We start from the raw sequence: 24,103 nt of genomic DNA, 5'->3' as shown, positions 1-24,103 counted from the left end.
GCCGTCAGTCGTTCGTCGCGACCACCGCGAAGTCCGCGTCGAGATCGACGTCCACGTCGGTCCCGTCCTCGCGCGTGACCTCCACGTCGAAGGCGTGGTCGGCGTCGTCGCTGCGCTCCGCCTCGGTCACCGTGCCGCCGCCGACCGCCGCGAGGGCCGCCTCCGAGGCGCGCGCCAGGTCGTCGCCGGTCAGGTCGTCGGGGTCGACGACCCCCGAGGTCGAGGTGTCGTCGCCGCCCTGGGACGCTCCGCCCTCGGCGGATCCGCTCGCGGGGCGCCCGTCGTCGTCGGCGTCCACCGACAGCACCGCGAACGCGTCGTCGAGGCGCACGTCGTACTCGAGTCCGTCCTCGCCGCGCAGCTCCAGCTCGTAGCCGGGGGCTCCGTCGTCGTCGCGCTCGGCCGAGGTCACGGTGCCCCCGCCGATCTCCTCGAGGGCCGCGTCGCTCGCGCGCTCGAGGTCCGCTCCGGTCAGGCGGTCGGATCCTTCGAAGCCGTCGGTCGCGGCGTAGGCGATCCCGGTGCCCGCTCCGAGGAGCACGACGACTCCGGCGACGGCGGTGATGATCTTCGTCTTCTTCTGCATGATCCGCTCCTACTCCGGCGCCGGTCCTCGACGCCGTGACCACTCTCGCGTCCGGCCGCTGAAGCCACCCTGAAGCGCTCCGGGCCGCGAGACGTCCTCGGATCGTCGAGACGTCCAGCAGCAGCGGGACGTCTCGACGGGAGCGGGACGCCTCGACGACCCCCGTCTAGAGCGGGAGCCGCAGCACCACGCGCGCGCCGCCCAGGGGAGCGTCCTCGATCGACACCGCGCCGTGGTGCGCCGCCGCGATCTCGGCCACGATCGCGAGGCCCAGCCCCGATCCTCCGGCGTCGCGGGCGCGGCCCTCGTCGAGCCGCACGAACCGCCCGAGCACGCGCGAGCGGTCGGCCGCCGCGATGCCCGGCCCGTCGTCGTCGACGACGATCACGGCCCCGTCCCCGTCGGCCCGGGTGGCCAGGGCGAGGCGCGACGACCGGTGCCGCACCGCGTTGTCGACCAGGTTCCGCACGGCCCGCGCGAGCAGCGCCTCGTCGGCGACGACCTGCACGGGTGAGACTCCGCTCGCGTCGACCTCGATCCCGGAGTCGCGCAGCCGCCGCACCTCGCGCAACGCCAGGTCGTCGAGGTCGACCGGAGCCGCCGCGATCGCCAGTCGCGCCTCGTCGGCGCGCGCGAGCAGCAGCAGTCCCTCGATCAGCCCGCCCATCCGCACCGACTCCTCGGCCACCGTCCGCGCCAGGCGGGCGGAGTCGAGGCGGTCCGGGTGCGCGAGGGCCACCTCGGCCGTCTGCCGCAGGGCCGCGACGGGGGAGCGCAGCTCGTGCGACGCATCCGAGACGAAGCGGCGCTGCCGCTCCTGCGCGTCCTGCAGCCGGTCGAGCATGCGGTTCAGCGTGCGCGCGAGGCGGTCGATCTCGTCGCCCGAGCCGGGCTCCGCGACCCGGCGGTCCAGGGCGGCCGCGGTGACGGAGTCGGCCTCGGCGCGCATCCGGTCGACGGGGCGCAGCGCCCGCCCGACCACCACCCAGCAGACCACCGCGACGAAGGCCACGAGCAGCGGAACCGCGACGGCGAGGAGCGCCGTGGTCGTCGCGACCGCCTCCGCCCGCCCCTCGTCGGGGATCCCTGCGACGAGGAGCGACCCGTCGTCGAGCTCCTGAGCGGCGACGACCACGGGCCCCTCGTCCTCGACCTGCACGGTGACGGGGTCGTCGCCCTCCTCCTGCGCCAGGGCCGGCAGGTCCTCCGCGTCCTCGCCCGCCGCGACCACGCGGCCGTCGACGACGAGCTGCACGACCCCCTCCGAGGCGCGGACCACGTCGGCACCGCCCGACTCGACCAGCGCTCCGAGGCGCTCGGCCTCGGCCTCGGCGGTGCTCGAGGCGCTCGCCGCGAGCACGGAGGAGAGCACCAGCACGAACCCGACTCCGCCGAGCACCGAGGCGAGGGCGACCACGGCGGCGGCCGCGAGCGTGATCCGGGTGCGCAGGCGGCTCATCCGGCCACCAGCGAGTAGCCCGCCCCGCGCTGCGTGCGGATCGTGTCGACGCCGAACGGCCGGTCGATCTTGTTCCGGAGCGTGCGGATGTAGACCTCGACGATGTTCGGGTCGCCGTCGAAGTCGAAGTCCCAGACCGCGCCGAGCACGTCCCGCTTCGGGACGACGTCGCCGGCCCGCGACACGAGGTACTCGAGCACGCTGAACTCCCGCGCCGTCAGCGGGATCGGCACCCCGCCCCGCTCCACGCGGCGCGACGCGGGGTCGAGGACGAGGTCGCCGACCACCTGCACGACCGGCCGCTCCGTCGCGCCGCGGCGGATCAGTGCGCGCAGCCGGGCGATGAGCACCGGGAACGAGAACGGCTTGGTGAGGTAGTCGTCGGCGCCGGTGTCCAGCGCCTCCACCTGATCGAGATCGCCGTCCTTCGCGGTCAGCATCAGGATCGGCGTCCAGTCCTCGGCCGCGCGCAGGCGCTCGCAGACGCGGAAGCCGCTGAGGTCCGGGAGCATCAGGTCGAGCACGATCGCCGCGTACTCGGCCTCCTGGGCGAGCCACAGCGCGTCCGTGCCCGTGGTGGCCGTGTCGACGGCGAAGCCCTCGGCCTCCAGGCCCGTCTCGAGGGCGCGCAGCAGGTTGATCTCGTCGTCGACGACCAGGATGCGGATGGCGTCCTCCCGGGCTCCTCCCGCGGCGAGCGCGGCTCGCCCCAGGCTAGGACGATCCTGCTGAAGCCGCCCTGAAGCCCTGCAGCACCGCCCGTTCCCCTCGATGCGGTAGAAGAGTCGGGTGACTCCGCCCGCCTCCCTCGCCCGCCGTCTCGGGACCGGCGACGCCGTCGTGATCGGTCTCGGCTCGATGATCGGCGCCGGCGTCTTCGCGGCCTTCGCGCCCGCGGCCGCCGCGGCGGGCCCCTGGCTCCTCGCCGGGCTCGCAGTCGCCGCCCTCGTCGCGTGGGCCAACGCCTCCTCCTCGGCGCAGCTCGCCGCGCAGTACCCGCGCTCGGGCGGCACCTACGTGTACGGCCGCGAGCGCCTGGGCGAGTGGCCCGGGTTCCTCGCGGGCTGGGGCTTCGTCGTCGGCAAGACCGCGAGCTGCGCGGCGATGGCGCTGACCTTCGCGGCCTACGCCGCCCCCTCCGGGTGGGAGCGCCCCGTCGCCGTCCTCGCCGTCGCGGCCCTCGTCGGCGTCAACGCGCTCGGGGTCACCCGGACCGCTCTCGCCACCCGCGTCATCGTGACGATCGTCCTGGCGGTGCTCGCGCTGGTCGTCGCCGCCGCGGTCTCCTCCGGTCCCGCCGTCGCCTCCGCGGAGGGCGGCGTCAGCACCATCGGCCCGCTCGGCGTGCTGCAGTCGGCCGGGCTGCTCTTCTTCGCCTTCGCCGGCTACGCCCGCCTCGCCACGATGGGGGAGGAGGTGCGTGATCCGTCCCGGGCGATCCCGCGCGCGATCCTCGGCGCCCTCGCGCTCGCGGTCGTCGTCTACGCCGTGGTCGGGGCGGCGCTCCTCGTGGCGCTCGGTCCGGAGCGGCTCGCGGCGTCGACCGAGCCCCTCGCCGAGGCGGCCGCGGTGTGGCCGTGGACCGGACCGGTCGTCCGGGTCGGAGCGGCCGCCGCCTCGCTCGGCGCTCTGCTCGCGCTCATCGCGGGCATCGGGCGGACGAGCCTGGCCATGGCCCGCGAGGGCGACCTGCCCCGGATGCTCGCGCACGTCGATCCGGTGCGGCAGGTCCCGCGCCGGGCCGAGACCGCCCTGGGCGCCGTCGTGATCGTGCTGGTGCTCGTGGCCGACCTGCGCTCGGCGATCGGGTTCTCGTCGTTCGGCGTGCTGCTCTACTACCTGGTCGCGAACGTGTCGGCGCTCAAGCAGGAGCGGCACTACCGCCTGTACCCGCGGTTCGTCGCGATGGGCGGGGTGATCGGCTGCGTGCTGCTCGTGCTCACCCTGCCGCTGCCGTCGATCCTGACGGGCATCGCGGTCTTCGCGGTCGGAGCCGTGTACCGGCTCGCCCGCCTGCGGGGCCGCGCGGCCGGGGAGTAGCCCCCGGCCGCACACGGCTCACTCGTCGCGGTCGGTGTACTCGCCCTCGGCGTCCGAGTCGGGTCCTGCGGAGTCGGAGTCGACGTAGCTCCCCTTCTCGGTGGAGGTCTCCTCGTGGACCGAGGTGTCGACGTAGCTGCCCTGGTCGTCGGTGGCGGTGTGCGAGACGCCGTCGGTCGACGTGTACTCGCCGTCCGGGGTCTCGGTCGTGGTCGTCTCGGCGGCGTGGCGGCCGCGGCGCGGCGCCTCGCTCGCGCCGTCGGAGGTCGTTCCGGTGGAAGTCTCGTCGTCGTGTGCCATGGCGGGTTCCTCGCTTCATCGCGTCGGGTTCCGGGGCGCGCCGAACGGCGGCCCCCACTCGAGAGAACTGCATCACGCCCCGCGGTGCAAGGCGTTGCGGCTGCACATCCGTGCCGGTCCCTCCCGCTCCCCGCACCTCCTCCCGCGCGGCGCAACTCCTACCCGCCCCTGCCGCTCCCGCCTAGCGTGACGGGCATGAGCATCCCCACCCGCACCCGCTGGAGCGTCATCGGCCAGCTCGGCCCGCTGTTCGACGACGGCGGACCGATGCTGCTCGTCGAGGCCCGCTCGGCCTTCGGACGGCGGCCGATGCACCGCGCGAAGGCGCAGCTGTGGCTCTCGGCGCTGCGGCACCGCGCCCGCGAGCTGGGCGACCGCGTCGAGTACGTCCGCGCCGAGACCTTCGCCGAGGCGCTCGAGGGCCGCGACGACCTCGAGGTGATCGATCCGCCCACCCGCGGTGGCCGCCGCCTCGCCCGGCGCCTGGGCATGAGCGTGCTGCCCAGCCGCGGTTTCGTGACGGAGGAGGAGGACTTCCGCGAGTGGGCGCTCGCGCGGGCCGGCTCCCGGCTCCTGCTCGAGGACTTCTACCGCTGGAGCCGCGAGCGCACCGGTGTGCTGATGCGCGGCGACCAGCCCGAGGGCGGCAAGTGGAACTACGACCACGACAACCGCCAGCCGCCGCCCAAGGGCGCGGCACGGCTCGGGCTGCCCGATCCGTGGTGGCCGGTGGAGGACGACATCGACGAGGAGGTCCGCGCGGATCTCGCCCGTTGGGAGCGCGAGGGAGCCGTGCACCTCGTCGGCGAGGACGGTCCGCGGCGCTTCGCCGCCACTCCCGCCGAGGCGCAGGAGGCGCTCTCCGACTTCGCGTCCTCGCGCCTGCAGGACTTCGGCCCCTACGAGGACGCCATGCTCTCGGGCGACTGGACCATGGCGCACTCGCTCCTGAGCGCTCCGATGAACCTCGGTCTGCTCGACCCGCGCGAGGTGATCGACACCGTCGTCGCCGAGCACGCGTCCGGAGGCGCTCCGCTCGCGGGCGTCGAGGGCTTCGTCCGGCAGATCATGGGCTGGCGCGACTACGTCTGGCACCTCTACTGGCACCTGGGGCCGGAGTACCGCACGCGCAGCCGCGCGCTCGGCGCCTCCGCCCCGGTGCCTGCGGCCCTGCTCGACCTCGACCCCTCGGGGATCGAGGCGAACTGCCTGCACGAGACCCTGGACGACGTCCGGCGCCACGGCTGGGCGCACCACATCCAGCGCCTGATGGTGCTGGGCAACTGGGGCCTGCAGCGCGGCTGGGATCCGGCCGAGCTCAACGACTGGTTCGTGGACGTCTTCGTCGACGGCACCGAGTGGGTGATGCCGGCGAACGTGATCGGCATGTCGCAGCACGCCGACGGCGGCGTCGTGGCGACCAAGCCGTACGCGTCCGGCGGCGCCTACATCAACCGGATGTCGGACTACTGCGGCGGCTGCCGCTTCGATCCGAAGGTGCGCCTGGGCGAGAACGCCTGCCCCGTGACGGCCGGGTACTGGGCGTTCCTGGACCGCGTGGAGCCCGTGCTGCGGACGAACCACCGCATGGCGCAGCCGCTCGCCGGGCTGCGCCGCCTCTCGGACCGCGCCGCCGTGGTCGACCAGGAGCGGAACCGGGAATCGTACTGAGCGGGCATCGGGGCGCCTCACCCGGCGCCCCGATGCCGGCAGATCCGACGCCGACGCTTCCGAGAAGCCGCAGCACCCGCCGGCGCCGCAGCAAGCGTCCTGCGCGACGTCTACGCCGGTCGCGGACCTCAGGAGCGCTCAGCAGATGAGTTCGATGGCGACCCCAGCACCTCGATGACTCTCGACGGTCCGGATCCCTTGCGCTGATCCCCGCGGTGCTCGGGAAGCAGCTGTAGGTCGTACTCGGCGTCCTCGCGGCAGCAGCGCCGGCCCTGATGGGGCTGCTCGTCACGACGCCCCCACCGTCTGGTTCGACCACCGCTGCGGTGAACCGATGGCACGTCGCCTCCTGGATAGTCGTGGGCGGCACCGTGCTGATCGCTGGAACTCAGCTCATCACCTCGAACGACGACAGATCATCCTGCGTGGCCTCCGTCGACGACCGAGGTACTTCTGCGGCTGAGGTGACGTGTCACCAGTGAACGCCACCGACGTCTGCTCGCCGGCGATCGCGAGTGACCTCCGGACGACCCGAACCACGCCATGCCGTTCTCGAACAACGCCGGTCGGGCCAGAGGAGCGGTCGTACCCTCAGCGTCCTACGGGCACTAGAGGGAGTCGCGCGAGGCTACCGGGTGAGGTGGGAGTAATCGGGGAGGTCGATCTCGTCGGCAGGAGGGGAGAAGAGCGTGCCTCCGACGCCGCTGACGAGGCGGCTTGCTCCGATCTTCGCGGCGGTGTTGAGCAACGCGATGCCGGCGCGGGTTCGAGGGTTGGCGATGCGGGGAGCTCCGGGGGGAAGCTTCTGGGCTTGGGTCACGTAGGGGCGCATGATCCGTTCGTAGCCGCGGAGCGCGTCGCGGTGGTCGACGTGTGCGGCGAGCTCGCCTGCGAGGACGTAGGCGCCGACGATCGCGAGGCTCGTGCCCATGCCGCTGATCGGGGATGCGCAGTAGGCGGCGTCACCGAGCAGGGCCACTCGTCCTCGCGTCCAGGTCGGAGCGTGGACCTGGCCGAGGTGCTCGAAGTAGAGGTCCGACTCGGCGTCGAGTCCATCGAGGATGCGCGGGGCCTCCCAGCCGGCGTCCGCGAACCTTCGGCGGAGGAGGTTCTTCTGCTGCTCCGTGGTGAGGCCGGCGTGCTCGTCGGGTCGGGAGAGGAAGGACAGGGTGGCTCGGATCGTGCCCTTGGTATCGGGGCGCAGCGTCATCGTGCGGCCGCCGGGGGCGTTGAACCAGCGCGCCCAGTCCGTGTCCGCAGCGGTGCGCGGGATGGTGAGGTACGAGGTGTTCAGCCCGAGCGGACGGATGGCGGGGCCGTTTCCGAAGACGAGTGTCCGGGTGCGGGAGTTCATTCCGTCGGCGATGACGACGAGATCGAAGGTGCGGTCGTCGCCGTGGTCGAAGGACACCCGGACCTCATCGGGCAGGTTCTCGAGCGCAGTGATGGTCGTGCCGAAGAGGTACTCGACCGGGACCGGTGTGGCGTTCACGAGGAGGCGAGCGAGGTCCCCTCGCAGGATCTCCAGTTCTGCTGTCGCACCGCCGGTGTCGGACTCGCTCGCAGGGAAGCGGGCGACGGTACTGCCGTCCCTACGGACGAATTCGGTGCCCAGCTCTCCTGTGGTCGCGTCGCGGAGGGCGTCTTCGAGACCCATTCGGCGGACTACGATGCGGCCGGCGCCGCGCACGTCGATGTTCTGCCCGCCGTCTCGGAGCTCTGGTGCCCGTTCGACGATGGTGATGTCCCATCCGTACTCGCTGAGCCAGTAGGCGAGGGTGGGACCGGCGATGCTCGCTCCGGAGATCAGGACTGTTCTGGTTCGGGTCATGGTCGTTCCTTCGGTCGTCGGGGTGTCATCTGTCGGCGGAGCGGCTCGAGACGCGGGTGCGGCGAGCGGTCACGCCTGGGCAACTTCAGGTCGTTCGGTGTCGGTGGCATCGGTGAACTCGTCGGGGCGACCCTTCCTGGGGAACAGGAAGGTGAGGCCGAGGAAGACGACGAGAAGCGCGGCCTGGATGGAGAGGGTCTGCTGGAACGCCGCCTCCGCACTCCCGGACGCGATCCGGGAGAAGAAGGTCGAGCCGAAGACGGCGACGCCGATAGAGCTGGCGATCGACTGCACTGCGGTGAGGACTCCGGACGCCGAACCGATCTCCTCGTCCTCGACGGCGGCGAGGATGATGCTGAACAGCGCGGCGATCACGAGACCCGACCCGATTCCGGCGACACCGATCCCCGGGACGATGCTCCAGAGGGAGAAGGCGCCTGTGGTCTGCAACTCCATCCACAGCAACGCGGAGCCGGCGAGCTGGACGAGCGCACCGATCTGCAGCACCGCACGTCCGAGCTTCTCGGCGAGGAATGCCCCGCTCATCGCGCCGCCGATCGCGGTTCCGAGCGCGACGGGGATGGTGCCCAGGCCCGCCTCACCTGCAGTGAAGCCCTGCCCGATCTGGAGGAAGAGGGTCAGAACGAGTTGCGTGCCGATCAGTGCGCTGAAGAACAGTGCGATGCCGGCCAGGCCCAGCGTGTAGGCGGACTGATTGAAGATCGTGGGCACGACCAGCGGCGTGCGCCCGGCCGCTCCGGCCCGACGCTGCTGCACAGCGAAGAGGACGAATCCGGTGAGCCCGGCCGCGATGCTGACGAAGGTCCACGCGGGCCATCCCTGCTCCTGGCCGAGGTTCAGCGGCAGCACGAGCAGCGCCGAGGCCGCCACGATGATCACGGCTCCGAGCGTGTCCACGCCGATCGTCTTGTCGCCCGGCTTTCGGGGCAGGATCCGCCACGCGATGATGAGCGCCGCGAGGCCGATCGGGAGGTTCACTAGGAACACCGCACGCCAGCCCAGCCCGAAGAGATCCGCTTCGATCAGGCCGCCGCCGATCAGCGGGCCGAGTATGCCGCCGAGTCCGAGGACGGGACCGAACACGCCGAACACCTTCGCCAGCTCAGGACCGGAGAAGTTCTCGCGCAGCAGACCCAGCCCCTGCGGAAGGAGCATCGCTCCGGCCAGACCATGAAGTAGACGGACCGCGATGAGGACACCGATGGTGGGCGCGGCAGCGCACAGCACGGATGCCACGGTGAAGGCGGCCAGTCCGACGAGGAACATTCGACGGCGCCCGAAACGATCACCGAGCCGGCCCCCCAGAATCAGCCCGGATCCGAGCGTGAGCGCGTAGCCGCCGATGACCCATTGGAGGCCGACTGCTGTCGAACCGAGTGAGCGCTCGAGGTCAGGACCGGCGACGTTCACGATGGTGGAATCCAGAAGATCCATGATCTCGGCTGCGAGCATCACGACAAGGATCGACCAACGCCATCGGCCGGACGCTGCTGGTGAAGTGCTCATCTAATTCCGATCATTGGTAATCAATTAAATTGGCAACACCGAGTATTACCATAGGTGGCATGGACGTCAAGTCGACTCATCCCAGCTCGCCGCACCCTTCCTACGTCGACCGGGAGGATCGAACCGCAGCCCGGCGGGACGGGCGGGCGATCCCCGCAGGTGATCTCCGCGCCTACGTCCAGCAGATCGCTGTCCGGCAACAGCGCTTCGAGCGGTACCTCGGAACGGAGCTGAACGTCGATCGCGCCGGCCTCGAAGCGATGGACCACCTCCTCTCGGTCGGGCCTGCGACCCCAACCGAACTCGCTCATCAACTCGGCATCTCGACGGCGACGATGACGCTCGTCCTCAATCGGCTCGAGGCCGCCGGTCACGTGACTCGCGATCGCCACCCCTCGGACCGGCGGAAGATGATCGTCACCGCCTCCAGTGAGACAGCAGCCCGCGCATACGGCCACGTCGCACCGCTCATCGAGGGCGTCGAGGGCGTCATCGAATCCCTCACCGACCCCGAGCGAACGATCATCGAGGCGTTCCTCACACGTCTCATCGCCACCTACGACAGCGTGACTCCCCCTATCGGGCGGTAGGACGGCTCAGCGCGGCGCTCGCGATGATCGCGGAGTCCGCGGGCGACGTGATCCGGGCGCGCACGCGGGAGTCGTACCGAGCGCCGCCCATCAGGCGCGGCTGAACACCGACACCGTCACCGCGACGGTCACGTCGGTCGTCCCCTCGCGCTCCGCCAGGACCGCGACCAGCGCCCCGGCGTCGACGTGGTGCGCGCTGGGACCCATCAGCACCTCCGCGCGCAGCTCCGCGGGCGTCATCGCGACCGCGTAGTCGAGCTCCCGCCGCTCGGTCAGCGCGAAGCCGGCGAGCTGCTCGTCGAGGCGTTCCGCCTTGCCCGCGTCGATCCCGAGCATGCCGAAGACCGGGCGGATCTCGTGCAGGTGCCGCTCCCGCGGCGTCACGACCACGGCGGTCCCGCCGGGCCGCAGCACGCGCAGCATCTCGGGGGCGTTCCGCGGGGCGAACACGGTCAGCAGCGCGTCGGCGCAGCCGTCGGCCAGCGGCAGCGGCTGCCAGAGGTCCGCCGTCGCGATCGCGGCACGGGGGTGCGCGCGGGCGGCGCGCCGAGCGGCCGGGGCCGAGAGGTCGAGTCCGAGACCCGCGGCCTCAGGATGCGCGTCGAGCACCGCCGTGAGGTACGCGCCCGTGCCGCAGCCCAGGTCGACGACGAGCCGGGCGTCCGCGGGCACCGCCGCGGCCACCGCGTCCTGGATCGGGCGGTAGTGCCCCGAGCCGAGCAGCTCCGCGCGCGCCTGCACCATCGCCGCGGTATCGCCGGAGGTCGCGTGCCGCCCGCGCAGCAGCGACACGTAGCCCTGCCGCGCGACGTCGGCGCTGTGCCCGTTCGGGCAGCGCAGGAGCGAGGGCCGCGGCAGCGCGTCCGGAGCGAGTACGGCGCCGCAGACGGGGCAGGCGAGCGCCGGCAGCACCCTCGATCCGGGCACCTCCGACGGATCGAGGGGGTGCGCGCTCACGCGGCGGTCCGGTCGTGCAGGGCGGCCGAGCGGTCCCGCATCGCCGTGACTCCGGAGTTGACTGTGGCGCTCACGGGCACCGCGAACAGCGCGCCGGCGAGGCCCGCGACCTCGAGGCCGATCGCCACGCCCAGCACGACGGCGAGCGGATGCACCTTCACCGCCGATCCGAGGATCAGCGGCTGCAGCACGTGCCCCTCGAGCAGGTGCACGACGATCACCACGCCCACCATGACCAGCGCCGCCACCGGCCCGATGAACAGCAGGGCGATCAGCGCCGCGAGCGCCCCGGTGACGATCGCGCCGAGGAACGGCACGAAGGAGCCCAGGAACACGGTGACCATGATCGGCACGACCAGCGGGAGCTGCAGCGCGAGCGCCCCGATGCCGATGCCCGTGGCGTTGATCGCCGCCACTCCGAGCTGCGCCCGCACGAACTGCGTGAGCGCCTCGAAGCCCGCGGCCGCACCCGTGAGCAGCGGCGCCCGGGCGGGCAGCGGCAGCAGGCGGAGGAACCACGACCAGATCCGCCGCCCGTCCAGCAGCAGGAAGATCAGCGAGAAGAGGGTGAGCAGCGTGCCGGCGACGACCTCGGCGACCTGCGAGCCCACCGCGAGCGCTCCGGAGGCGATCGTCGCGGCCTGCGCGTCGGCCCACGTGATCGCGCTCTGCGCCCAGTCGGTGAGCTGCACCTGGGTGAAGCCGAGGCCCTGGATCCACTCCTCCACGTCGTCGACCGCGTCGAGCGTGCGCTGCCCGATGCCGCCGAACCCGGCCCGGGTCTGCACGACGACCAGAGCGACGAGGCCGCTGATCGCGAGCAGCAGGGTCAGGATCGAGACGAGCACCGCGAGTCCGCGGGGCAGGCGCCAGGCCTCGAGCCGGTCGCGCAGCGGAGTCAGCAGCGCGGTCAGCAGCAGCGCGACGAGCACCGGCACGACCACGACCGGCACCATCGAGACCAGCTTCACGATGAGCCAGAGGATCGCGGCGACCGCGAGCACCCGCCACGACCACGCGGCCGCGATGCGCATGCCCGGCGAGACGTCGTCGGCCTCGGGCTCTTCGAGCACGACAACGGGAGCGGTCGCCGCGGTTCCCCGCAGTCGCTCCTGCGTCCGGCGTCCTCGCATGACCCCTCCCCGTTCCCTCGCAGTGTACGGCGGGGCGCGCGGCCGGGGCAGGGAGCGCACCGAGAGCGGTCACGGGCGCCGTCGACGACGGATCCGGTTGCCGAATCATCAGAACACTGGCGTAATGGAGACATCATGCCGACCCACGCCACTGTTTTCGAACGTCTCGCCCCGTCCTCCGCGGCCGTCGTCGCCTCCCTCGCCGACTCCCGGCGCGGTGTCTTCTGGCTCGAGCACGCACCGGCCCCGCGGTCGCCGCTGGTCGGCTCCGTCCGCGCCGACCTCGTGATCGTGGGCGGCGGCTACACCGGCCTGTGGAGCGCCCTGCGCGCGAAGGAGCGCGATCCCGGCCGCCGCGTGGTCCTCCTCGAGGCCCGCTCGATCGGCTGGGCGGCCTCCGGACGCAACGGCGGCTTCGTCGAGTCGAGCCTCACCCACGGCCGCGAGAACGGCCTCGCCCGCTGGCCGGAGGAGAGCGACCGACTCGAGCGCATGGGGGTCGAGAACCTCGACGGCATCCAGGAGACGATCGCCGGCTACGGCATGGACTGCGGCTTCGAGCGCACAGGCTCGCTCGCGGTGGCCGTCGAGGAGCACCAGATCGCGCAGCTCGCCGAGGGCGACGGGGTAGCGGGCGCGCGCTTCCTCGACGCCGACGGCATCCGCGCCCTCGTCGACTCGCCCACCTACCTCGCCGGACTCGTCGTGCCCGCCGAGCAGTGCGCGCTCGTGCACCCCGGCGAGCTCGTGCGCGAGCTCGCCCGCGTCGCCGAGGAGCTCGGCGTCGAGATCCACGAGGACAGCCGGGTGCTCGGTCTCGAGTCGACGGCATCCGGGGTGCTCGTGCGCACGGCCCGGGGAGCCGTGGAGGCGTCGCACGCGATCCTCGGCACGAGCGCCTTCCCCTCCCTCCTCGCCCGCACCCGGCTGATGACCGTGCCCGTCTACGACTACGTCCTGATGACCGAGCCGCTCGACGCCGGGCAGCTCGAGTCGATCGGCTGGCGGGGGAGGGAGGGCGTCAACGACACGGCGAACCAGTTCCACTACTACCGCCGGACCGCCGACGACCGGATCCTGTGGGGCGGCTACGACGCGGTCTACCACCCCGGTGGCCGTATCCGCTCGCGCTACGAGGAGCGGCCCGAGACCTACCGCGCGCTGGCCTCGCACTTCCTCACCACGTTCCCGCAGCTCGAGGGCGTGCGCTTCAGCCACCGCTGGGCCGGAGTGATCGACACCAGCACGCGGTTCGCCGCGTTCTACGGCACCGCCCTCTCAGGCCGCGTCGCCTATGCCGCGGGCTACACGGGGCTCGGAGTCGGCACGACGGCGTTCGCGGCGGACGTCGTCCTCGACCTGCTGTCAGGCGAGCGGACCGAGCGCACCGAGCTCGAGATGGTGCGCTCGCGCCCGCTGCCCTTCCCGCCGGAGCCCTTCGCCACCGCGGGGATCCAGGCCACCCGCTGGTCGCTCGACCGCGCCGACCACGACGGCGGGCGGCGCAACCTGCTCCTGCGCACCCTCGACGCGCTGGGCCTCGGCTTCGACTCCTGACCGCGTCTCGTTCCGCGCCGGCGACCCCGCGTCGCGCGGCGCCTCGGGTAGCGTCCGGTGCGGAGCACCCGCCGCCGGTGCACGAGGGGGAAGGATGCTCGAGGTTCTGCTCGCGATCGCAGGCTGGGCCACCGGCGCCGTCCTCGTCGTGAGCGGGGCGCTGAAGCTCGGCCGCACGGAGCGGTTCCGCGAGTCGCTCGGCGCCCTCGGCCTCCCCGCCGTGGTCGCTCGCGGCACCCTCTTCGCCCGCTCGTTCCCCGTCGTCGAGATCGTGCTCGGCCTCGCCGTGCTCCTCGCTCCGGCTCCGCTGCACCGGCTCGCCCTGCTGGCGGCGCTCGCCGTGCTCGTGGTCTTCCTGGTGGTCGCGATCGGCGCGGCCCGGGCGCCGGAGCCCGTCGACTGCGAGTGCTTCGGCGGTCTCGGCGAGGCACGGATGAGCGGCCGCACGGTCCTGCGCAACAGCGTTCTCGTCGCCCTCGCGGTCGCCGGGCTCGCGGGTCCCGTGCCGCCCGCCGCGCTGGCGCCCGGGCTCCCGGCGCTCGCCGCGGTGCTGCTCGCCCTCGTCCTGGTGCTCGTGCGCGACCGCCTGCAGCGCCGTGCGGCACCTCCCTCCGCTCCCGCATCGACGTCCGCTCCCGCACCCTCCTCCGGGCCCGTCCTCCTCACCGCCTCGGGCGACCGCATCGCGCTCGCCGAGTTCACCGAGCCGCCGACCCACCTCGTCTTCTTCTCGCCCTCGTGCATCTCGTGCCACGAGCTCGTCGACCGGTTCCGCTGGTGGCCGAACGGCCTGCGCGCGGGCGAGGACCTCGTCCCGGTCCTCCTCGGCCGGCCCGAGGACTTCGCCGTGCACGAGGTGTTCGCCCCGCTCGTCGAGCACGCGCTCTACGATCCCAACCGCTCGGTCGCGGCGCTGCTCGGTCGCGGCGCGACGCCCGGCCACGTCCTCCTCGACGCCGAGCACCCGCTGGGCTCGGGCTGGAGCACCGGCTGGTACGAGATCGAGAAGCGGGTGCTGAGCGAGGAGTTCTTCACCGACGTGCACCGCGGCCGCGTCGTGCCCGACCCCGAGGTCCTGGCGCGCGAGGAGTCCGAGCGCGCCGCCGCTCGCGAGGAGTCCGCCTCGCACTGACCGGCCCGGGACGGCGCCGCGCCGCCCTCCCGCTCCCGTGCTCCTGGAACGATGGATCCCACCCGTCCCCGACCCTCCGGAGCCCCCATGACCGCCTCGCTCGGCTCGCTCGTCCCCGTTCCCGTCTCGGAGCACCCGGAGCTGCTCCCCGAGGCGGTCCTCGCCGCCGCCGAGCGCGACGGCGTGCTCGCCGACCTCGGCGTCGTCGACCTCGATCCCGCCCTCTCGGACACCGCGGCGACGAAGGAGCACTACGGCCTCGACGACGCCGACCTCGCCAACTGCGTCGTCGTCGCCGGCTCGCGTGGAGGGGAGGAGCGGATCGCCGCGTGCGTCGTGCTCGCCGACTCCCGCGCCGACGTCAACGGCGCCGTCCGCCGCCTCCTCGACGTGCGGAAGGCCTCGTTCCTGCCGATGGACCGCGCGGTCGCCGAGTCGGGGATGGAGTACGGCGGCATCACCCCGATCGGACTGCCCTCCGGCTGGCGCCTGCTCGTCGACGCCCGCGTGCTCCTGCGCCCGCTCGTCGTGATCGGCAGCGGGGTGCGCCGCTCCAAGATCGTGCTGCCCGGCTCCGCGCTCGAGCGCCTCGCGGGCGTCGAGATCGTCGAGGGCCTCGGGCTGCCGACGTCCCTCTGAGGCGAGGTGGCCGTGCCCCTGCACTCACGATCCGCCCGGGCAACCCGTACCTCCCCGAAACATGAGCGCCGTACGGTGGGCGCATGCGCGCAGAACTCACACTCGGCGCGGAGGAAGAGCTCCACCTGATCGATCTCGAGACGAAGCAGCTCGCCGCGCACGCACCCCAGGTGCTGGCGCGGTTGCCGAAGGACAACTTCTCGGCCGAGCTGCAGCGGACCACGGTCGAGACGAACACGCCGGTCGTCGACTCGCTCGACGGTCTGCGGGAGCAGCTCATCACCCTCCGCAAGTCCGTCATCGACGCCGCGGCGCCCGACGGCATCGGCATCGCCGCGGTCGGCACGGCCCCGCGATCCGAGCACAAGGACTTCGAGCTCACCAGCACCGGCCGCTACGGCCGCATGCAGGAGCAGTACCGGATGCTCGTGGACGAGCAGCTGATCTGCGGCACGCAGATCCACGTCGGTGTCTCCGATCGCGAGCTCGCGGTCCAGATCGCCCAGCGGATCGCGCGCGACCTCCCCGTCCTTCTCTCGGCGAGCGCGAGCAGTCCCTACTGGAACGGCCAGGACACGGGCTACGCGAGCATCCGCACGATCATCTGGCAGCGCTGGCCGAGCGCCGGGGCCACCGGTCCGCTCGCCTCCGCGGCCGAGTACGACCGCCTCCTCGACGACCTGATCGCCACGGGGGTCATCGCCGACTCCAAGATGGCCTACTTCGACGTCCGCCCCTCCTCCCACGCGCCCACGCTCGAGCTGCGCGTCTGCGACGCGATGCCGATCGTCGACGACGCCGTCCTGGTGGCGGGACTGTTCCGCGGGCTCGTGCGCTCGGCCGAGCTCGACATCGAGGCGGGGCGTCCCTTCCGCTCGACCCCGCCGCCGATCCAGCGCGCGGCCACCTGGCAGGCCGCGCGCGGCGGGCTCGCCGGGTCGCTCCTCGACCACACCGAGCACCCTCGGCCCGTCCCGGCCGCCGAGGCGCTGCGCAGCATGATCGCGCGCCTCCAGCCGGCGCTCGAGGAGCTCGGCGATCTCGAGCAGGTGCGCGAGCTGGCCGAGGCGCTGATCGCCCGGGGCAACTCGGCCGACCGCCAGCGCGCGGTGTTCGCCGAGCACGGCACCCTCGACGCCGTGGTCGACGCGGTCGTCGCCGAGACCCACGGGCCGGCGAGCGGGCCGATCCTGCCGGCGCCGAGCCTGCGCACCTACCGCGTGCGGGCGGGCGACGAGGCGGTGGCGACCGGCGGACGGCCGCGCACCGCCTACCAGCCGATCCTCGAGCACTTCCGCGGTCTCGGCCCCGAGCGGCTGGGCGAGCTGCACGCCGCGCGCGATGCGACGGTGCTCGACGCGGGCATCTCCTTCCGACTCGACGGAGAGGACCGCCCGTTCCCGGTCGACCTCGTGCCGCGGGTGCTGCAGGCGCACGAGTGGAGCGAACTCGCCGCCGGGCTCGAGCAGCGCGCCCGCGCCCTCGAGTGCTTCCTGCAGGACGTCTACGGCGAGGGCCGCGCCGTCCGCGACGGAGTCGTCCGTCGTCCGGCCGGCACCGCGGGCTGGCGCGAGGAGGCGACCCGACTGCCACGCGGCGTCGTGCGCGGACCGGTCATGGGCTTCGACCTCGTGCGCAACGAGTTCGGCGGTTGGCGGGTGCTGGAGGACAACCTCCGGAACCCCAGCGGCATGGCGTACGCCATGGGCATCCGCTCCCTGCTCGACGACGTCCTGCCCGACCTGCCCCGGCCGACCGGGCTGCTCGACCCCTCCGACACCCTCGACGCGCTCCGCCGCACCCTCGCGGCGGGCGCCCGGCGCACCGACGGCCGCGAGCCCGTGCTCGCACTGCTCTCGAGCGGAGCGGACAGCTCGGCCTGGTTCGAGCACCGCCGCCTGGCCGAGGGCGCGGGACTGCTGCTGCTCGAGCTCGGCGACCTCGAGGTCGAGGGCGGGCGCGTCCTCGCCTCCGGCACGCAGGTCGACGTGCTCTACCTGCGCCTGGACGACGAGCTGGCCGAGCTCGGCGTCGGCGATCGGCCGCTGGGCCGCGAGATCGTCGACGTCGCCGCCTCCGGAGGGGTTTTCCTCGCCAACGCGCCGGGCAACGGCATCGCCGACGACAAGGCGCTCTACTGCGCCGTCCCCGAGCTGATCGGCTACTACCTCGACGAGCGCCCGCTGCTCGAGTCCGTCCCCACCTACCGGCCCGAGGACGAGGCCGAGCGCCGCATCGTCCTCGAGCGGGTCGGCGAGCTGGTGACCAAGCCGGTGGACGGCTACGGCGGCCGCGGCGTCATGATCGGCCCGTCCGCTCCCGCCGCCCGCGTCGCCGAGCGCCGCGCGGCGATCGCCGCCGAGCCGGAGGGCTGGGTCGCTCAGGAGGTCGTCCGCCTGTCGTCGCTCCCGTCGTTCTCGGGCACCGAGCTGCAGCCGCGGCACGTCGACCTGCGCGCCTTCGTCTTCGTCACCGGCACCGGAGCCGCCGACGTGCGCCTCGCGCCTCTCGCGCTGACCCGCGTCGCCGCCGAGGGCAGCATGATCGTCAACTCCTCGCGCGGCGGCGGCGCGAAGGACACCTGGATCGTGAGGGCCTGACATGTGCGGAGTGGCGGGGGAGATCCGGCTCGACGGCCGCCGGGCCGACGTGGAGGCGGTCGATCGGATGAGCGGCTGCCAGACGCACCGCGGCCCGGACGGCGACGGTCTGTGGGCGCGCGGCCCGGTCGCGCTGGCCCACCGCCGGCTGTCGATCATCGACCTGTCCGTCGCCGGCTCCCAGCCCATGATCGACTCCGCGCTCGGCCTCTCGATCGTCTTCAACGGCTGCATCTACAACTACGAGCAGCTGCGGACGGAGCTGGAGGGCAAGGGCCACCGCTTCTTCTCCCACTCCGACACCGAGGTGATCGGCAAGGCGTACGCCCAGTGGGGCGAGGACTGCGTCGACCGCTTCCTCGGCATGTTCGCCTTCGTGATCGTCGAGCACGAGTCGGGGCGCGTGGTGATGGCCCGCGACCGGCTCGGCATCAAGCCGTTGTACCTCGACGAGACGCGCGAGCGGATCCGCTTCGCCTCGACCGTGCAGGCGCTGCTGGCCGGCGGCGTCGCCGACACCTCGATCGACCGCACCGCCCTGATGTTCTACCTGAGCTTCCACTCCGTCGTCCCCGCGCCGCGGACGATCCTGGCCGGCGTGACGAAGCTGCCCCCGGCGACCGTCCGCGTGATCGAGCCCGACGGCACGAGCCGCGAGCGCGTCTACTGGGAGCCCGTCTTCACCCGCGACCCCGCGCGCGCCGACTGGTCCGAGAAGGACTGGCAGGAGGCGCTCATCGCCTCGTTCCGCACCGCGGTCGAGCGACGGATGGTCGCCGACGTGCCGGTCGGCGTGCTGCTGTCCGGCGGCATCGACTCGAGCCTCGTGGTGGCGCTCCTGGCCGAGGCCGGTCAGACCGGACTGCAGACCTTCTCGATCGGCTTCGACTCCGCGGGCGGAGAGTCGGGCGACGAGTTCGAGTACTCGACCCTGGTCGCCGAGCGCTTCGGCACCGACCACCACCGCATCCGGATCGACTCCTCGCGGCTGCTCCCCGGCATCGACGGCGCGATCGGAGCGATGAGCGAGCCGATGGTCTCGCACGACGCCGTCGCGTTCTACCTGCTGAGCCAGGACGTCTCGCAGCACGTGAAGGTCGTGCAGTCCGGCCAGGGCGCCGACGAGGTGCTCGGCGGCTACGACTGGTACCCGCCGCTGGCCGGGGTGCCGCGAGAGCGGGCGCCCCAGGCGTACGCGTCCGTGTTCTTCGACCGGGGCTTCGCCGAGCTGCAGGCGCTGCTGCGACCGGAGTGGCGCGGCGAGGACGCGGCGACCGCCTTCATCGCCGAGCGGTTCGCGCGCCCCGGTGCCGACACCTCCGTGGATGCGGCGCTGCGCAACGACACCACGGTGATGCTCGTGGACGACCCGGTGAAGCGCGTCGACAACATGACGATGGCGTGGGGACTCGAGGCCCGCGTGCCGTTCCTCGACCACGAGTTCGTCGAGCTGGTCGGGCGGATCCCTCCCGAGCTCAAGCTCGCCGACGGCGGCAAGGGAGTGCTCAAGCGCGCCGTCCGCGGCATCGTGCCCGACGAGGTGATCGACCGCACGAAGGGCTACTTCCCGGTGCCCGCGATCCGTCAGCTCGAGGGCCCGTACCTCGAGCGCGTCCGTGCGGCTCTGACGGACCCGTCGGCCCGGGAGCGCGGGATCTTCGATCCCGCCCTGGTCGACTCCCTGCTCGCCTCGCCCAACGAGACGCGCACGCGACTGGGCTCGAACGAGCTCTGGCAGCTCGCGCTGCTCGAGATGTGGCTGCAGGAGCACGGCGTCGGCTGACGTTCGTCCCGCGTTCGCGTCCCGCGGAACACCGGCCCCGACCGGTGCCGGAGGATGGAGAGCATGACCTCCACCGCGACCTCCGGGCTCCTCGCCGCCGAGCAGCTCGGTCTCGACCTCGTGCACGCCTGGGGCAGCTGGGGCCCGTCGATGACTCCCGACGCCGCCCGAGCCGCCTTCATCAGCGATCGCGGAGGCGCTCCCGAGGTCTGGGTGCAGGACGTCGTCGTCGACGGCGAGCTGCCCGAGGCGCACTGCATCCGCTTCACGGAGGATCCGGTGCTCTCGGTCTCGTGGTCGGCCGACTCCGCGTGGCTCGCCTGCCTGGTCGCGACCGACGGCGGCGTGCGCACGCAGGTCTGGGTGGTCAGGCCCGACGGCTCCGACGCCAAGCGCATCGCCGGCTCGCGCGACGCGCACGCCGAGCTCGGGCCGTGGACCCGCAGCGGCCACCACGTCGTCGTCACCGTGCCGTCGGCCGAGCCGGAGCAGCCCACCCGGTCGTTCCTCGTCGATCCGGTCACGGCCGAGCGGCGTCCGCTCGTCGACGGCGACCTCATCTCGGTGCTCGACCTGTCGACGGAGGAGCGCCTCGTCGTGGTCCGCGACGGCCAGCGCGGTCACCAGTACTGCTCGGTGGTCGACCGCCTGACCGACGAGAACCACGCCCTCCTGCCCGATTCGGGCACCGGATCGACGGACGTCGCGTTCCTGCGGCCCGCACCGCTGAACGACAACGAGAGCCCGATCGTCGCCTACCTCGCGACCGACGTCGACCTGCCCCGGCGCCAGCTGGTCGCGATGCCGCTGGGCCCCGACGGCTGGCGCGGGCGCATCCGCCGTCTCGCCGCCCGCGACGACGCCGAGCTCGAGGGCCTGGACGCGGACGACGCGGGGCACCTGCTGATGCTGGTCTGGAACGTGGCCGGCTCGAGCGAGATCGAGCTCTTCGACACCCTCACCGGCGAGCGCGTCCCCGTGACCGGGCTGCCCGGCCTCGTCGCCACGACCCCCGTCCTCTCCCGAGACGGCAGCTCGGTGGTGCTCGGCGTCGAGGGCCCGGAGCGGCCGCGCGAGCTGTGGCGGATGGACACCGCGACCCACGAGTGGTCGCGCATCACGCAGGTGCCTGTCCTGCCGGCCGCCCCGCTCGTGGTGCCCACGCTCGAGCGCTTCACGGGCCGCGATGGTCTGGCGCTCTCGGGCTGGCTGTACCGGGCTCCGGGCGTGGAGGGCCCCGGGCCGGCGATGCTCAGCCTGCACGGCGGGCCGGAGTCGCAGGAGCGGCCGACGTTCTCGGCGCAGCACCAGGCCGTGGCCGCCTCCGGGGTCTCGGTCTTCGCGCCGAATGTCCGCGGCTCCTCCGGCTTCGGCCGCGACTTCGTGCACGCCGACGACGTCGAGCGCCGGTACGGCGCGTTCGACGACGTGCTCGCCGCCGCCGAGTTCCTGGTCGAGTCCAGAGTCGCCGACCGCTCGCGCATCGCCGTCACCGGCCGCTCCTACGGCGGCTACCTGACGCTGGCCTCGCTCGCGTTCTCCCCGGGCGTCTTCGCGGCCGGAGTCGACATCTGCGGCATGTCGCACCTGCTCACCTTCTACCGCGACACCGAGCCGTGGATCGCCTCGGCCGCGGTGACGAAGTACGGGCACCCGGAGCACGACGCGGAGCTGCTCGAGGAGCTGTCGCCGCTGGGCCGCGCCTTCGCGATCGACGTGCCGCTGCTCGTCGTGCACGGCGAGCTCGACACGAACGTGCCGCTGGGAGAGGCGACGCAGATCGTCGCCGCCCTGGAGGCGCTGGACCGTCCGGTGTCGTTCCTCCAGCTCGACGGCGAGGGGCACGAGTACCGCCGCGCCGACTCGAAGGAGCTGCTGCTGCTGTCGCTCCTGCGCTTCCTGCACTCCTCGCTGGCGCCGGCGGGAGAACCGCTCGCGGTCGTCGCGAGCTGAGCCCGGACGGGTCCGCGACCCGGGGAGGGTCAGCTCCGCTCGAACTCCTCGGCGAAGGAGCCGTGGATCGGCCGGTCGGGGTCGTCACCGACGGCGCGCGACGGATCGTCGATCTCGACCGCGCGCGCGAGGTCCGGGGCGGCCGCAGCCGGTCCGGCTCCGGCGCCTGCGAGATCCTCGGGGATCCCGTCGAGCAGCTCCTCGGCGATCCGGCTCGACAGCCCGCTGCGCTCGCCCGGGCCCGGGTCGCCCCTGGGGTCGATCGGTGCGTCGAGAGCTTCGTCGAGCCCCGTGGTCCTGCCCTCCGGTGCGTCGGGCCCGGGTGAACCGGGCCCCGATGTCGTGTCCTGCACCGCTCGCTCCTGCCTCGGGCGCTCCGACGACCGGGCGCGCTCCGTCCTGCGACGAGGATAGGACGCGGTGCGCCGATCAGTCGAGGAGCAGCCAGGTGTGGCCGTCGACCCGCACGCCGCCCACGGTCGCCGGCTCGTCGCCGATGTTGAGGGCCAGCCGGGCCGATTCGCCGCCCGGTCCCTCGGCGACCAGCAGCACCGAGGTGTTGGCCAGGTCGACCGCGCTCGTCCGCGCCTGCGCGAGCCACGGGTGCCTGCGCCGGAACGCGATCACCTCTTGGTGCGCGCGGTACGCCTCTCCGCCCGGCAGGTCGGAGGGATCCGCCGGGAACGCCGGACGGATCGCGTCGTCGCCGCCGACGCGCTCCTCCTTCACTCCGCGCAGGCCCCGCTCGTCGCCGGAGTAGATGCTGGGCACGCCGCCCACGAAGCCGAGCACCGCCACGGCGTGGCCGTGGTGCCGCTCGTCCGACACCGCGCTGGCGAGGCGGGTCACGTCGTGGTTGCCGATGAAGGTGAGCGGGAGGAAGGAGTCGAGGAACTCGCCGTGCCGCGTCAGCGACCAGGCGAGCTCGAACAGGTTGCGCTCCTCGAGCGAGTTGCGCACCGCCTTCCACAGCTCGTACTGGGTGACGGAGTCGAGGCCCGAGTCGCGCACGTAGCCGGCGTAGTCGCCGTGGATGACCTCGCCGACGAACCACGCCTCGGGGAACCGCTCGCGCACCGGATCGATCGCCGCGCGCCAGGAGGCGGGCGCGACCGCATAGGCGGCGTCGAGCCGCCACCCGTCGATCCCGCGCTCGAGCCAGTGGGCGAGGACGGAGGAGACGTAGGCGGACACCTCGGGATTCGCGAGGTCGAGCTCGACGAGCGCCTCGTGCCCCTCGAAGACGTCGACACGGAGCCCGTCGACCTCGCGGGCGGAGTCGCTGCGCGAGAACCGCGCGGCCGCCGCGGACCCGGGGCCCGCCGCCACCGCCTCGCGCCACCACGGGTGCTCGCGTCCGACGTGGTTGAACACGCCGTCGAACAGCACCCGGATCCCGCGCTCGCGGCAGGCGGCGATGAGGGCGTCGAGGTCGCCCTCGTCGCCCAGCCGCGGGTCGACCCGGAAGTGGTCGACCGTGTCGTAGCCGTGCGTGCTCGAGGCGAACACCGGGCCCAGCAGGAGGCCGTTGCAGCCCAGCGCGAGCAGGTCGTCCAGCCAGGGGAGGAGCGCGGGCAGCCGGTGCTGCACCTCCCCGGGCGCGTCGGCCGCCGAGGTCTCGGCGCCGGTGAACCCCAGCGGGTACACCTGCCACCAGATCGCCGTCGTGATCCAGCCGTCCGTCGTGTGCGCCATCCCGGCCGCCTTCCCTGCGCGCTCGGGCACGCGTCGGGCCGAGTGTAGTGAGACGGACCGGTCGTGCCCGAGGGCTTGCGGCCGACCGCCGCCTCGCTCATGAGCGCAGTCCCGCGATCCAGCCGAGTAGATCACCCGCACCACGGAGGGTCGCGGGCACGGTGACCGTCGCCACCGCGAGCGCGAGCACGGCCGCCGCCGCGCCCGCCGCTCCGAGGCGGCGCTCCCCGGGCCGGAGGAGGGCGGCGACCGCGACGACGAGCGCCGCCGCGGCCACTCCCACCGATGGGAGCGCCCACACCGGGTGGACGGCCGAGGTCAGAGCGAGCAGGCCGACCGCGACCGCGGTCAGGCCGGGCTCGCGCGGTGACCGGAGGCGCCGGGCGAGCACCGCGGAGCGGAGGAAGGACGGCCGGGCGGGCGCCGAGGAGGTCGCGGAGGAGGGAACGAGGGGGAGGAGGGTGATCGACATGCGCCGATCCTGACCACCCGGACGGTCGGGTGGACCGCCTGTCCGCGCATCGGTGGAGGAGCGCCCCGATCCGCGCCTGGGGAGGGCTGGAGGGGCACCAGGGGCCTCCGGACGGCCCGGATCAGCGTCATTCCGGGCTTCTGCGCCCCGGAATCACGTGCTTTGGCGGGTCGTGCTG

20 protein-coding genes are annotated in these 24,103 nt (G+C 73.1%); 9 read left to right on the top strand and 11 right to left on the bottom strand.

Annotated elements, in window-relative coordinates; genetic code table 11:
- Positions 1-4: 4 nt before the first annotated feature.
- From LRG51_RS08455 to LRG51_RS08445, 3 genes are all read right to left on the bottom strand, one after another.
- Positions 5-586 (bottom strand): PepSY domain-containing protein, encoded by a 582-nt coding sequence (locus tag LRG51_RS08455; protein ID WP_055786303.1) that lies wholly within the window; start codon positions 584-586, stop codon positions 5-7.
- Between the two features lie 166 nt (positions 587-752).
- A complete protein-coding gene (locus LRG51_RS08450) occupies positions 753-2,045 on the bottom strand; it encodes a sensor histidine kinase (RefSeq protein WP_055786306.1) in 1,293 nt (430 codons plus the stop codon).
- Positions 2,042-2,713: a response regulator transcription factor gene (locus LRG51_RS08445; protein ID WP_055788854.1), complete on the bottom strand. Its 672-nt coding sequence runs from the start codon at positions 2,711-2,713 to the stop codon at positions 2,042-2,044. Before LRG51_RS08445 ends, LRG51_RS08450 begins: the two co-directional genes overlap by 4 nt.
- A 121-nt stretch (positions 2,714-2,834) precedes the next feature.
- On the opposite strand from LRG51_RS08445, the gene LRG51_RS08440 reads away from it, so the two are divergent.
- Positions 2,835-4,085: an APC family permease gene (locus tag LRG51_RS08440; protein ID WP_230672152.1), complete on the top strand. Its 1,251-nt coding sequence runs from the start codon at positions 2,835-2,837 to the stop codon at positions 4,083-4,085.
- A gap of 18 nt (positions 4,086-4,103) precedes the next feature.
- Here LRG51_RS08440 and LRG51_RS08435 read toward each other — a convergent pair whose 3' ends face one another.
- The gene (locus LRG51_RS08435) at positions 4,104-4,385 is read right to left on the bottom strand and encodes a hypothetical protein (protein WP_230672150.1); all 282 of its coding nucleotides are present in this window, start codon (positions 4,383-4,385) and stop codon (positions 4,104-4,106) included.
- A 195-nt stretch (positions 4,386-4,580) separates the two neighbouring features.
- Here LRG51_RS08435 and LRG51_RS08430 point away from each other — a divergent pair, with 195 nt between their 5' ends.
- Positions 4,581-6,056, top strand: coding sequence for a cryptochrome/photolyase family protein (locus LRG51_RS08430; protein ID WP_230672148.1), 1,476 nt, complete (start codon positions 4,581-4,583; stop codon positions 6,054-6,056).
- A gap of 628 nt (positions 6,057-6,684) precedes the next feature.
- Here LRG51_RS08430 and LRG51_RS08425 read toward each other — a convergent pair.
- Together LRG51_RS08425 and LRG51_RS08420 are read right to left on the bottom strand one after the other, a co-directional pair.
- Positions 6,685-7,887, bottom strand: a complete 1,203-nt coding sequence (locus LRG51_RS08425; protein ID WP_230672146.1) for an FAD-dependent monooxygenase — start codon at positions 7,885-7,887, stop codon at positions 6,685-6,687.
- Between the two features lie 69 nt (positions 7,888-7,956).
- Positions 7,957-9,342, bottom strand: coding sequence for an MFS transporter (locus LRG51_RS08420; protein ID WP_230672144.1), 1,386 nt, complete (start codon positions 9,340-9,342; stop codon positions 7,957-7,959).
- A gap of 131 nt (positions 9,343-9,473) precedes the next feature.
- Between LRG51_RS08420 and LRG51_RS08415 the strand changes: the two genes are divergently transcribed.
- On the top strand, positions 9,474-10,004 hold the full coding sequence (locus LRG51_RS08415) for a MarR family winged helix-turn-helix transcriptional regulator (protein WP_230672142.1): 531 nt from the start codon (positions 9,474-9,476) through the stop codon (positions 10,002-10,004).
- Positions 10,005-10,094: 90 nt separating this feature from the next.
- On the opposite strand, the gene LRG51_RS08410 is transcribed toward LRG51_RS08415, so the two are convergent.
- Together LRG51_RS08410 and LRG51_RS08405 are read right to left on the bottom strand one after the other, a co-directional pair.
- Positions 10,095-10,961, bottom strand: a complete 867-nt coding sequence (locus tag LRG51_RS08410; protein WP_230672140.1) for a methyltransferase domain-containing protein — start codon at positions 10,959-10,961, stop codon at positions 10,095-10,097.
- A complete protein-coding gene (locus LRG51_RS08405) occupies positions 10,958-12,094 on the bottom strand; it encodes an AI-2E family transporter (protein WP_230672138.1) in 1,137 nt (378 codons plus the stop codon). Before LRG51_RS08405 ends, LRG51_RS08410 begins: the two co-directional genes overlap by 4 nt.
- A 135-nt stretch (positions 12,095-12,229) precedes the next feature.
- Between LRG51_RS08405 and LRG51_RS08400 the strand changes: the two genes are divergently transcribed.
- From LRG51_RS08400 to LRG51_RS08375, 6 genes are all read left to right on the top strand, one after another.
- Positions 12,230-13,651, top strand: a complete 1,422-nt coding sequence (locus tag LRG51_RS08400; RefSeq protein ID WP_230672136.1) for an NAD(P)/FAD-dependent oxidoreductase — start codon at positions 12,230-12,232, stop codon at positions 13,649-13,651.
- 94 nt (positions 13,652-13,745) lie between these two features.
- The gene (locus tag LRG51_RS08395) at positions 13,746-14,783 is read left to right on the top strand and encodes a MauE/DoxX family redox-associated membrane protein (protein ID WP_230672134.1); all 1,038 of its coding nucleotides are present in this window, start codon (positions 13,746-13,748) and stop codon (positions 14,781-14,783) included.
- Positions 14,784-14,870: 87 nt separating this feature from the next.
- On the top strand, positions 14,871-15,422 hold the full coding sequence (locus tag LRG51_RS08390; RefSeq protein ID WP_230672132.1) for a YbaK/EbsC family protein: 552 nt from the start codon (positions 14,871-14,873) through the stop codon (positions 15,420-15,422).
- Positions 15,423-15,505: 83 nt separating this feature from the next.
- Positions 15,506-18,022, top strand: coding sequence for a carboxylate--amine ligase/circularly permuted type 2 ATP-grasp protein (locus LRG51_RS08385; protein ID WP_230672130.1), 2,517 nt, complete (start codon positions 15,506-15,508; stop codon positions 18,020-18,022).
- Between the two features lies 1 nt (position 18,023).
- Complete coding sequence (locus LRG51_RS08380; protein WP_107574447.1) at positions 18,024-19,805, top strand: N-acetylglutaminylglutamine amidotransferase; 1,782 nt, start codon at positions 18,024-18,026, stop codon at positions 19,803-19,805.
- A 63-nt stretch (positions 19,806-19,868) separates the two neighbouring features.
- Positions 19,869-21,758, top strand: coding sequence for a S9 family peptidase (locus tag LRG51_RS08375; protein WP_230672128.1), 1,890 nt, complete (start codon positions 19,869-19,871; stop codon positions 21,756-21,758).
- A gap of 29 nt (positions 21,759-21,787) precedes the next feature.
- Here LRG51_RS08375 and LRG51_RS08370 read toward each other — a convergent pair whose 3' ends face one another.
- The 3 genes from LRG51_RS08370 to LRG51_RS08360 all read right to left on the bottom strand — a co-directional run bounded on the left by LRG51_RS08370 (position 21,788) and on the right by LRG51_RS08360 (position 23,925).
- The gene (locus LRG51_RS08370) at positions 21,788-22,111 is read right to left on the bottom strand and encodes a hypothetical protein (RefSeq protein WP_230672126.1); all 324 of its coding nucleotides are present in this window, start codon (positions 22,109-22,111) and stop codon (positions 21,788-21,790) included.
- Between the two features lie 76 nt (positions 22,112-22,187).
- Positions 22,188-23,453 (bottom strand): alpha-amylase family glycosyl hydrolase, encoded by a 1,266-nt coding sequence (locus LRG51_RS08365; protein WP_230672124.1) that lies wholly within the window; start codon positions 23,451-23,453, stop codon positions 22,188-22,190.
- A 97-nt stretch (positions 23,454-23,550) separates the two neighbouring features.
- A complete protein-coding gene (locus LRG51_RS08360; RefSeq protein WP_055786344.1) occupies positions 23,551-23,925 on the bottom strand; it encodes a hypothetical protein in 375 nt (124 codons plus the stop codon).
- Positions 23,926-24,103 lie beyond the last annotated feature (178 nt).

Source organism: Rathayibacter sp. Leaf248 (assembly GCF_920939495.1).
Taxonomy (GTDB): Bacteria; Actinomycetota; Actinomycetes; order Actinomycetales; family Microbacteriaceae; genus Rathayibacter; species Rathayibacter caricis.
This window is presented reverse-complemented; position numbering and strand designations above follow the sequence as displayed.

What these genes read in the sequence shown, in the direction of transcription:
- LRG51_RS08455 (WP_055786303.1), bottom strand. Translation starts at nt 586, where the DNA reads ATGCAGAAGAAGACGAAGATCATCACCGCCGTCGCCGGAGTCGTCGTG.
- LRG51_RS08450 (WP_055786306.1), bottom strand. Translation starts at nt 2,045, where the DNA reads ATGAGCCGCCTGCGCACCCGGATCACGCTCGCGGCCGCCGCCGTGGTC.
- LRG51_RS08435 (WP_230672150.1), bottom strand. Translation starts at nt 4,385, where the DNA reads ATGGCACACGACGACGAGACTTCCACCGGAACGACCTCCGACGGCGCG.
- LRG51_RS08430 (WP_230672148.1), top strand. Translation starts at nt 4,581, where the DNA reads ATGAGCATCCCCACCCGCACCCGCTGGAGCGTCATCGGCCAGCTCGGC.
- LRG51_RS08425 (WP_230672146.1), bottom strand. Translation starts at nt 7,887, where the DNA reads ATGACCCGAACCAGAACAGTCCTGATCTCCGGAGCGAGCATCGCCGGT.
- LRG51_RS08420 (WP_230672144.1), bottom strand. Translation starts at nt 9,342, where the DNA reads ATGGATCTTCTGGATTCCACCATCGTGAACGTCGCCGGTCCTGACCTC.
- LRG51_RS08415 (WP_230672142.1), top strand. Translation starts at nt 9,474, where the DNA reads ATGGACGTCAAGTCGACTCATCCCAGCTCGCCGCACCCTTCCTACGTC.
- LRG51_RS08405 (WP_230672138.1), bottom strand. Translation starts at nt 12,094, where the DNA reads ATGCGAGGACGCCGGACGCAGGAGCGACTGCGGGGAACCGCGGCGACC.
- LRG51_RS08400 (WP_230672136.1), top strand. Translation starts at nt 12,230, where the DNA reads ATGCCGACCCACGCCACTGTTTTCGAACGTCTCGCCCCGTCCTCCGCG.
- LRG51_RS08395 (WP_230672134.1), top strand. Translation starts at nt 13,746, where the DNA reads ATGCTCGAGGTTCTGCTCGCGATCGCAGGCTGGGCCACCGGCGCCGTC.
- LRG51_RS08390 (WP_230672132.1), top strand. Translation starts at nt 14,871, where the DNA reads ATGACCGCCTCGCTCGGCTCGCTCGTCCCCGTTCCCGTCTCGGAGCAC.
- LRG51_RS08385 (WP_230672130.1), top strand. Translation starts at nt 15,506, where the DNA reads ATGCGCGCAGAACTCACACTCGGCGCGGAGGAAGAGCTCCACCTGATC.
- LRG51_RS08380 (WP_107574447.1), top strand. Translation starts at nt 18,024, where the DNA reads ATGTGCGGAGTGGCGGGGGAGATCCGGCTCGACGGCCGCCGGGCCGAC.
- LRG51_RS08375 (WP_230672128.1), top strand. Translation starts at nt 19,869, where the DNA reads ATGACCTCCACCGCGACCTCCGGGCTCCTCGCCGCCGAGCAGCTCGGT.
- LRG51_RS08365 (WP_230672124.1), bottom strand. Translation starts at nt 23,453, where the DNA reads ATGGCGCACACGACGGACGGCTGGATCACGACGGCGATCTGGTGGCAG.
- LRG51_RS08360 (WP_055786344.1), bottom strand. Translation starts at nt 23,925, where the DNA reads ATGTCGATCACCCTCCTCCCCCTCGTTCCCTCCTCCGCGACCTCCTCG.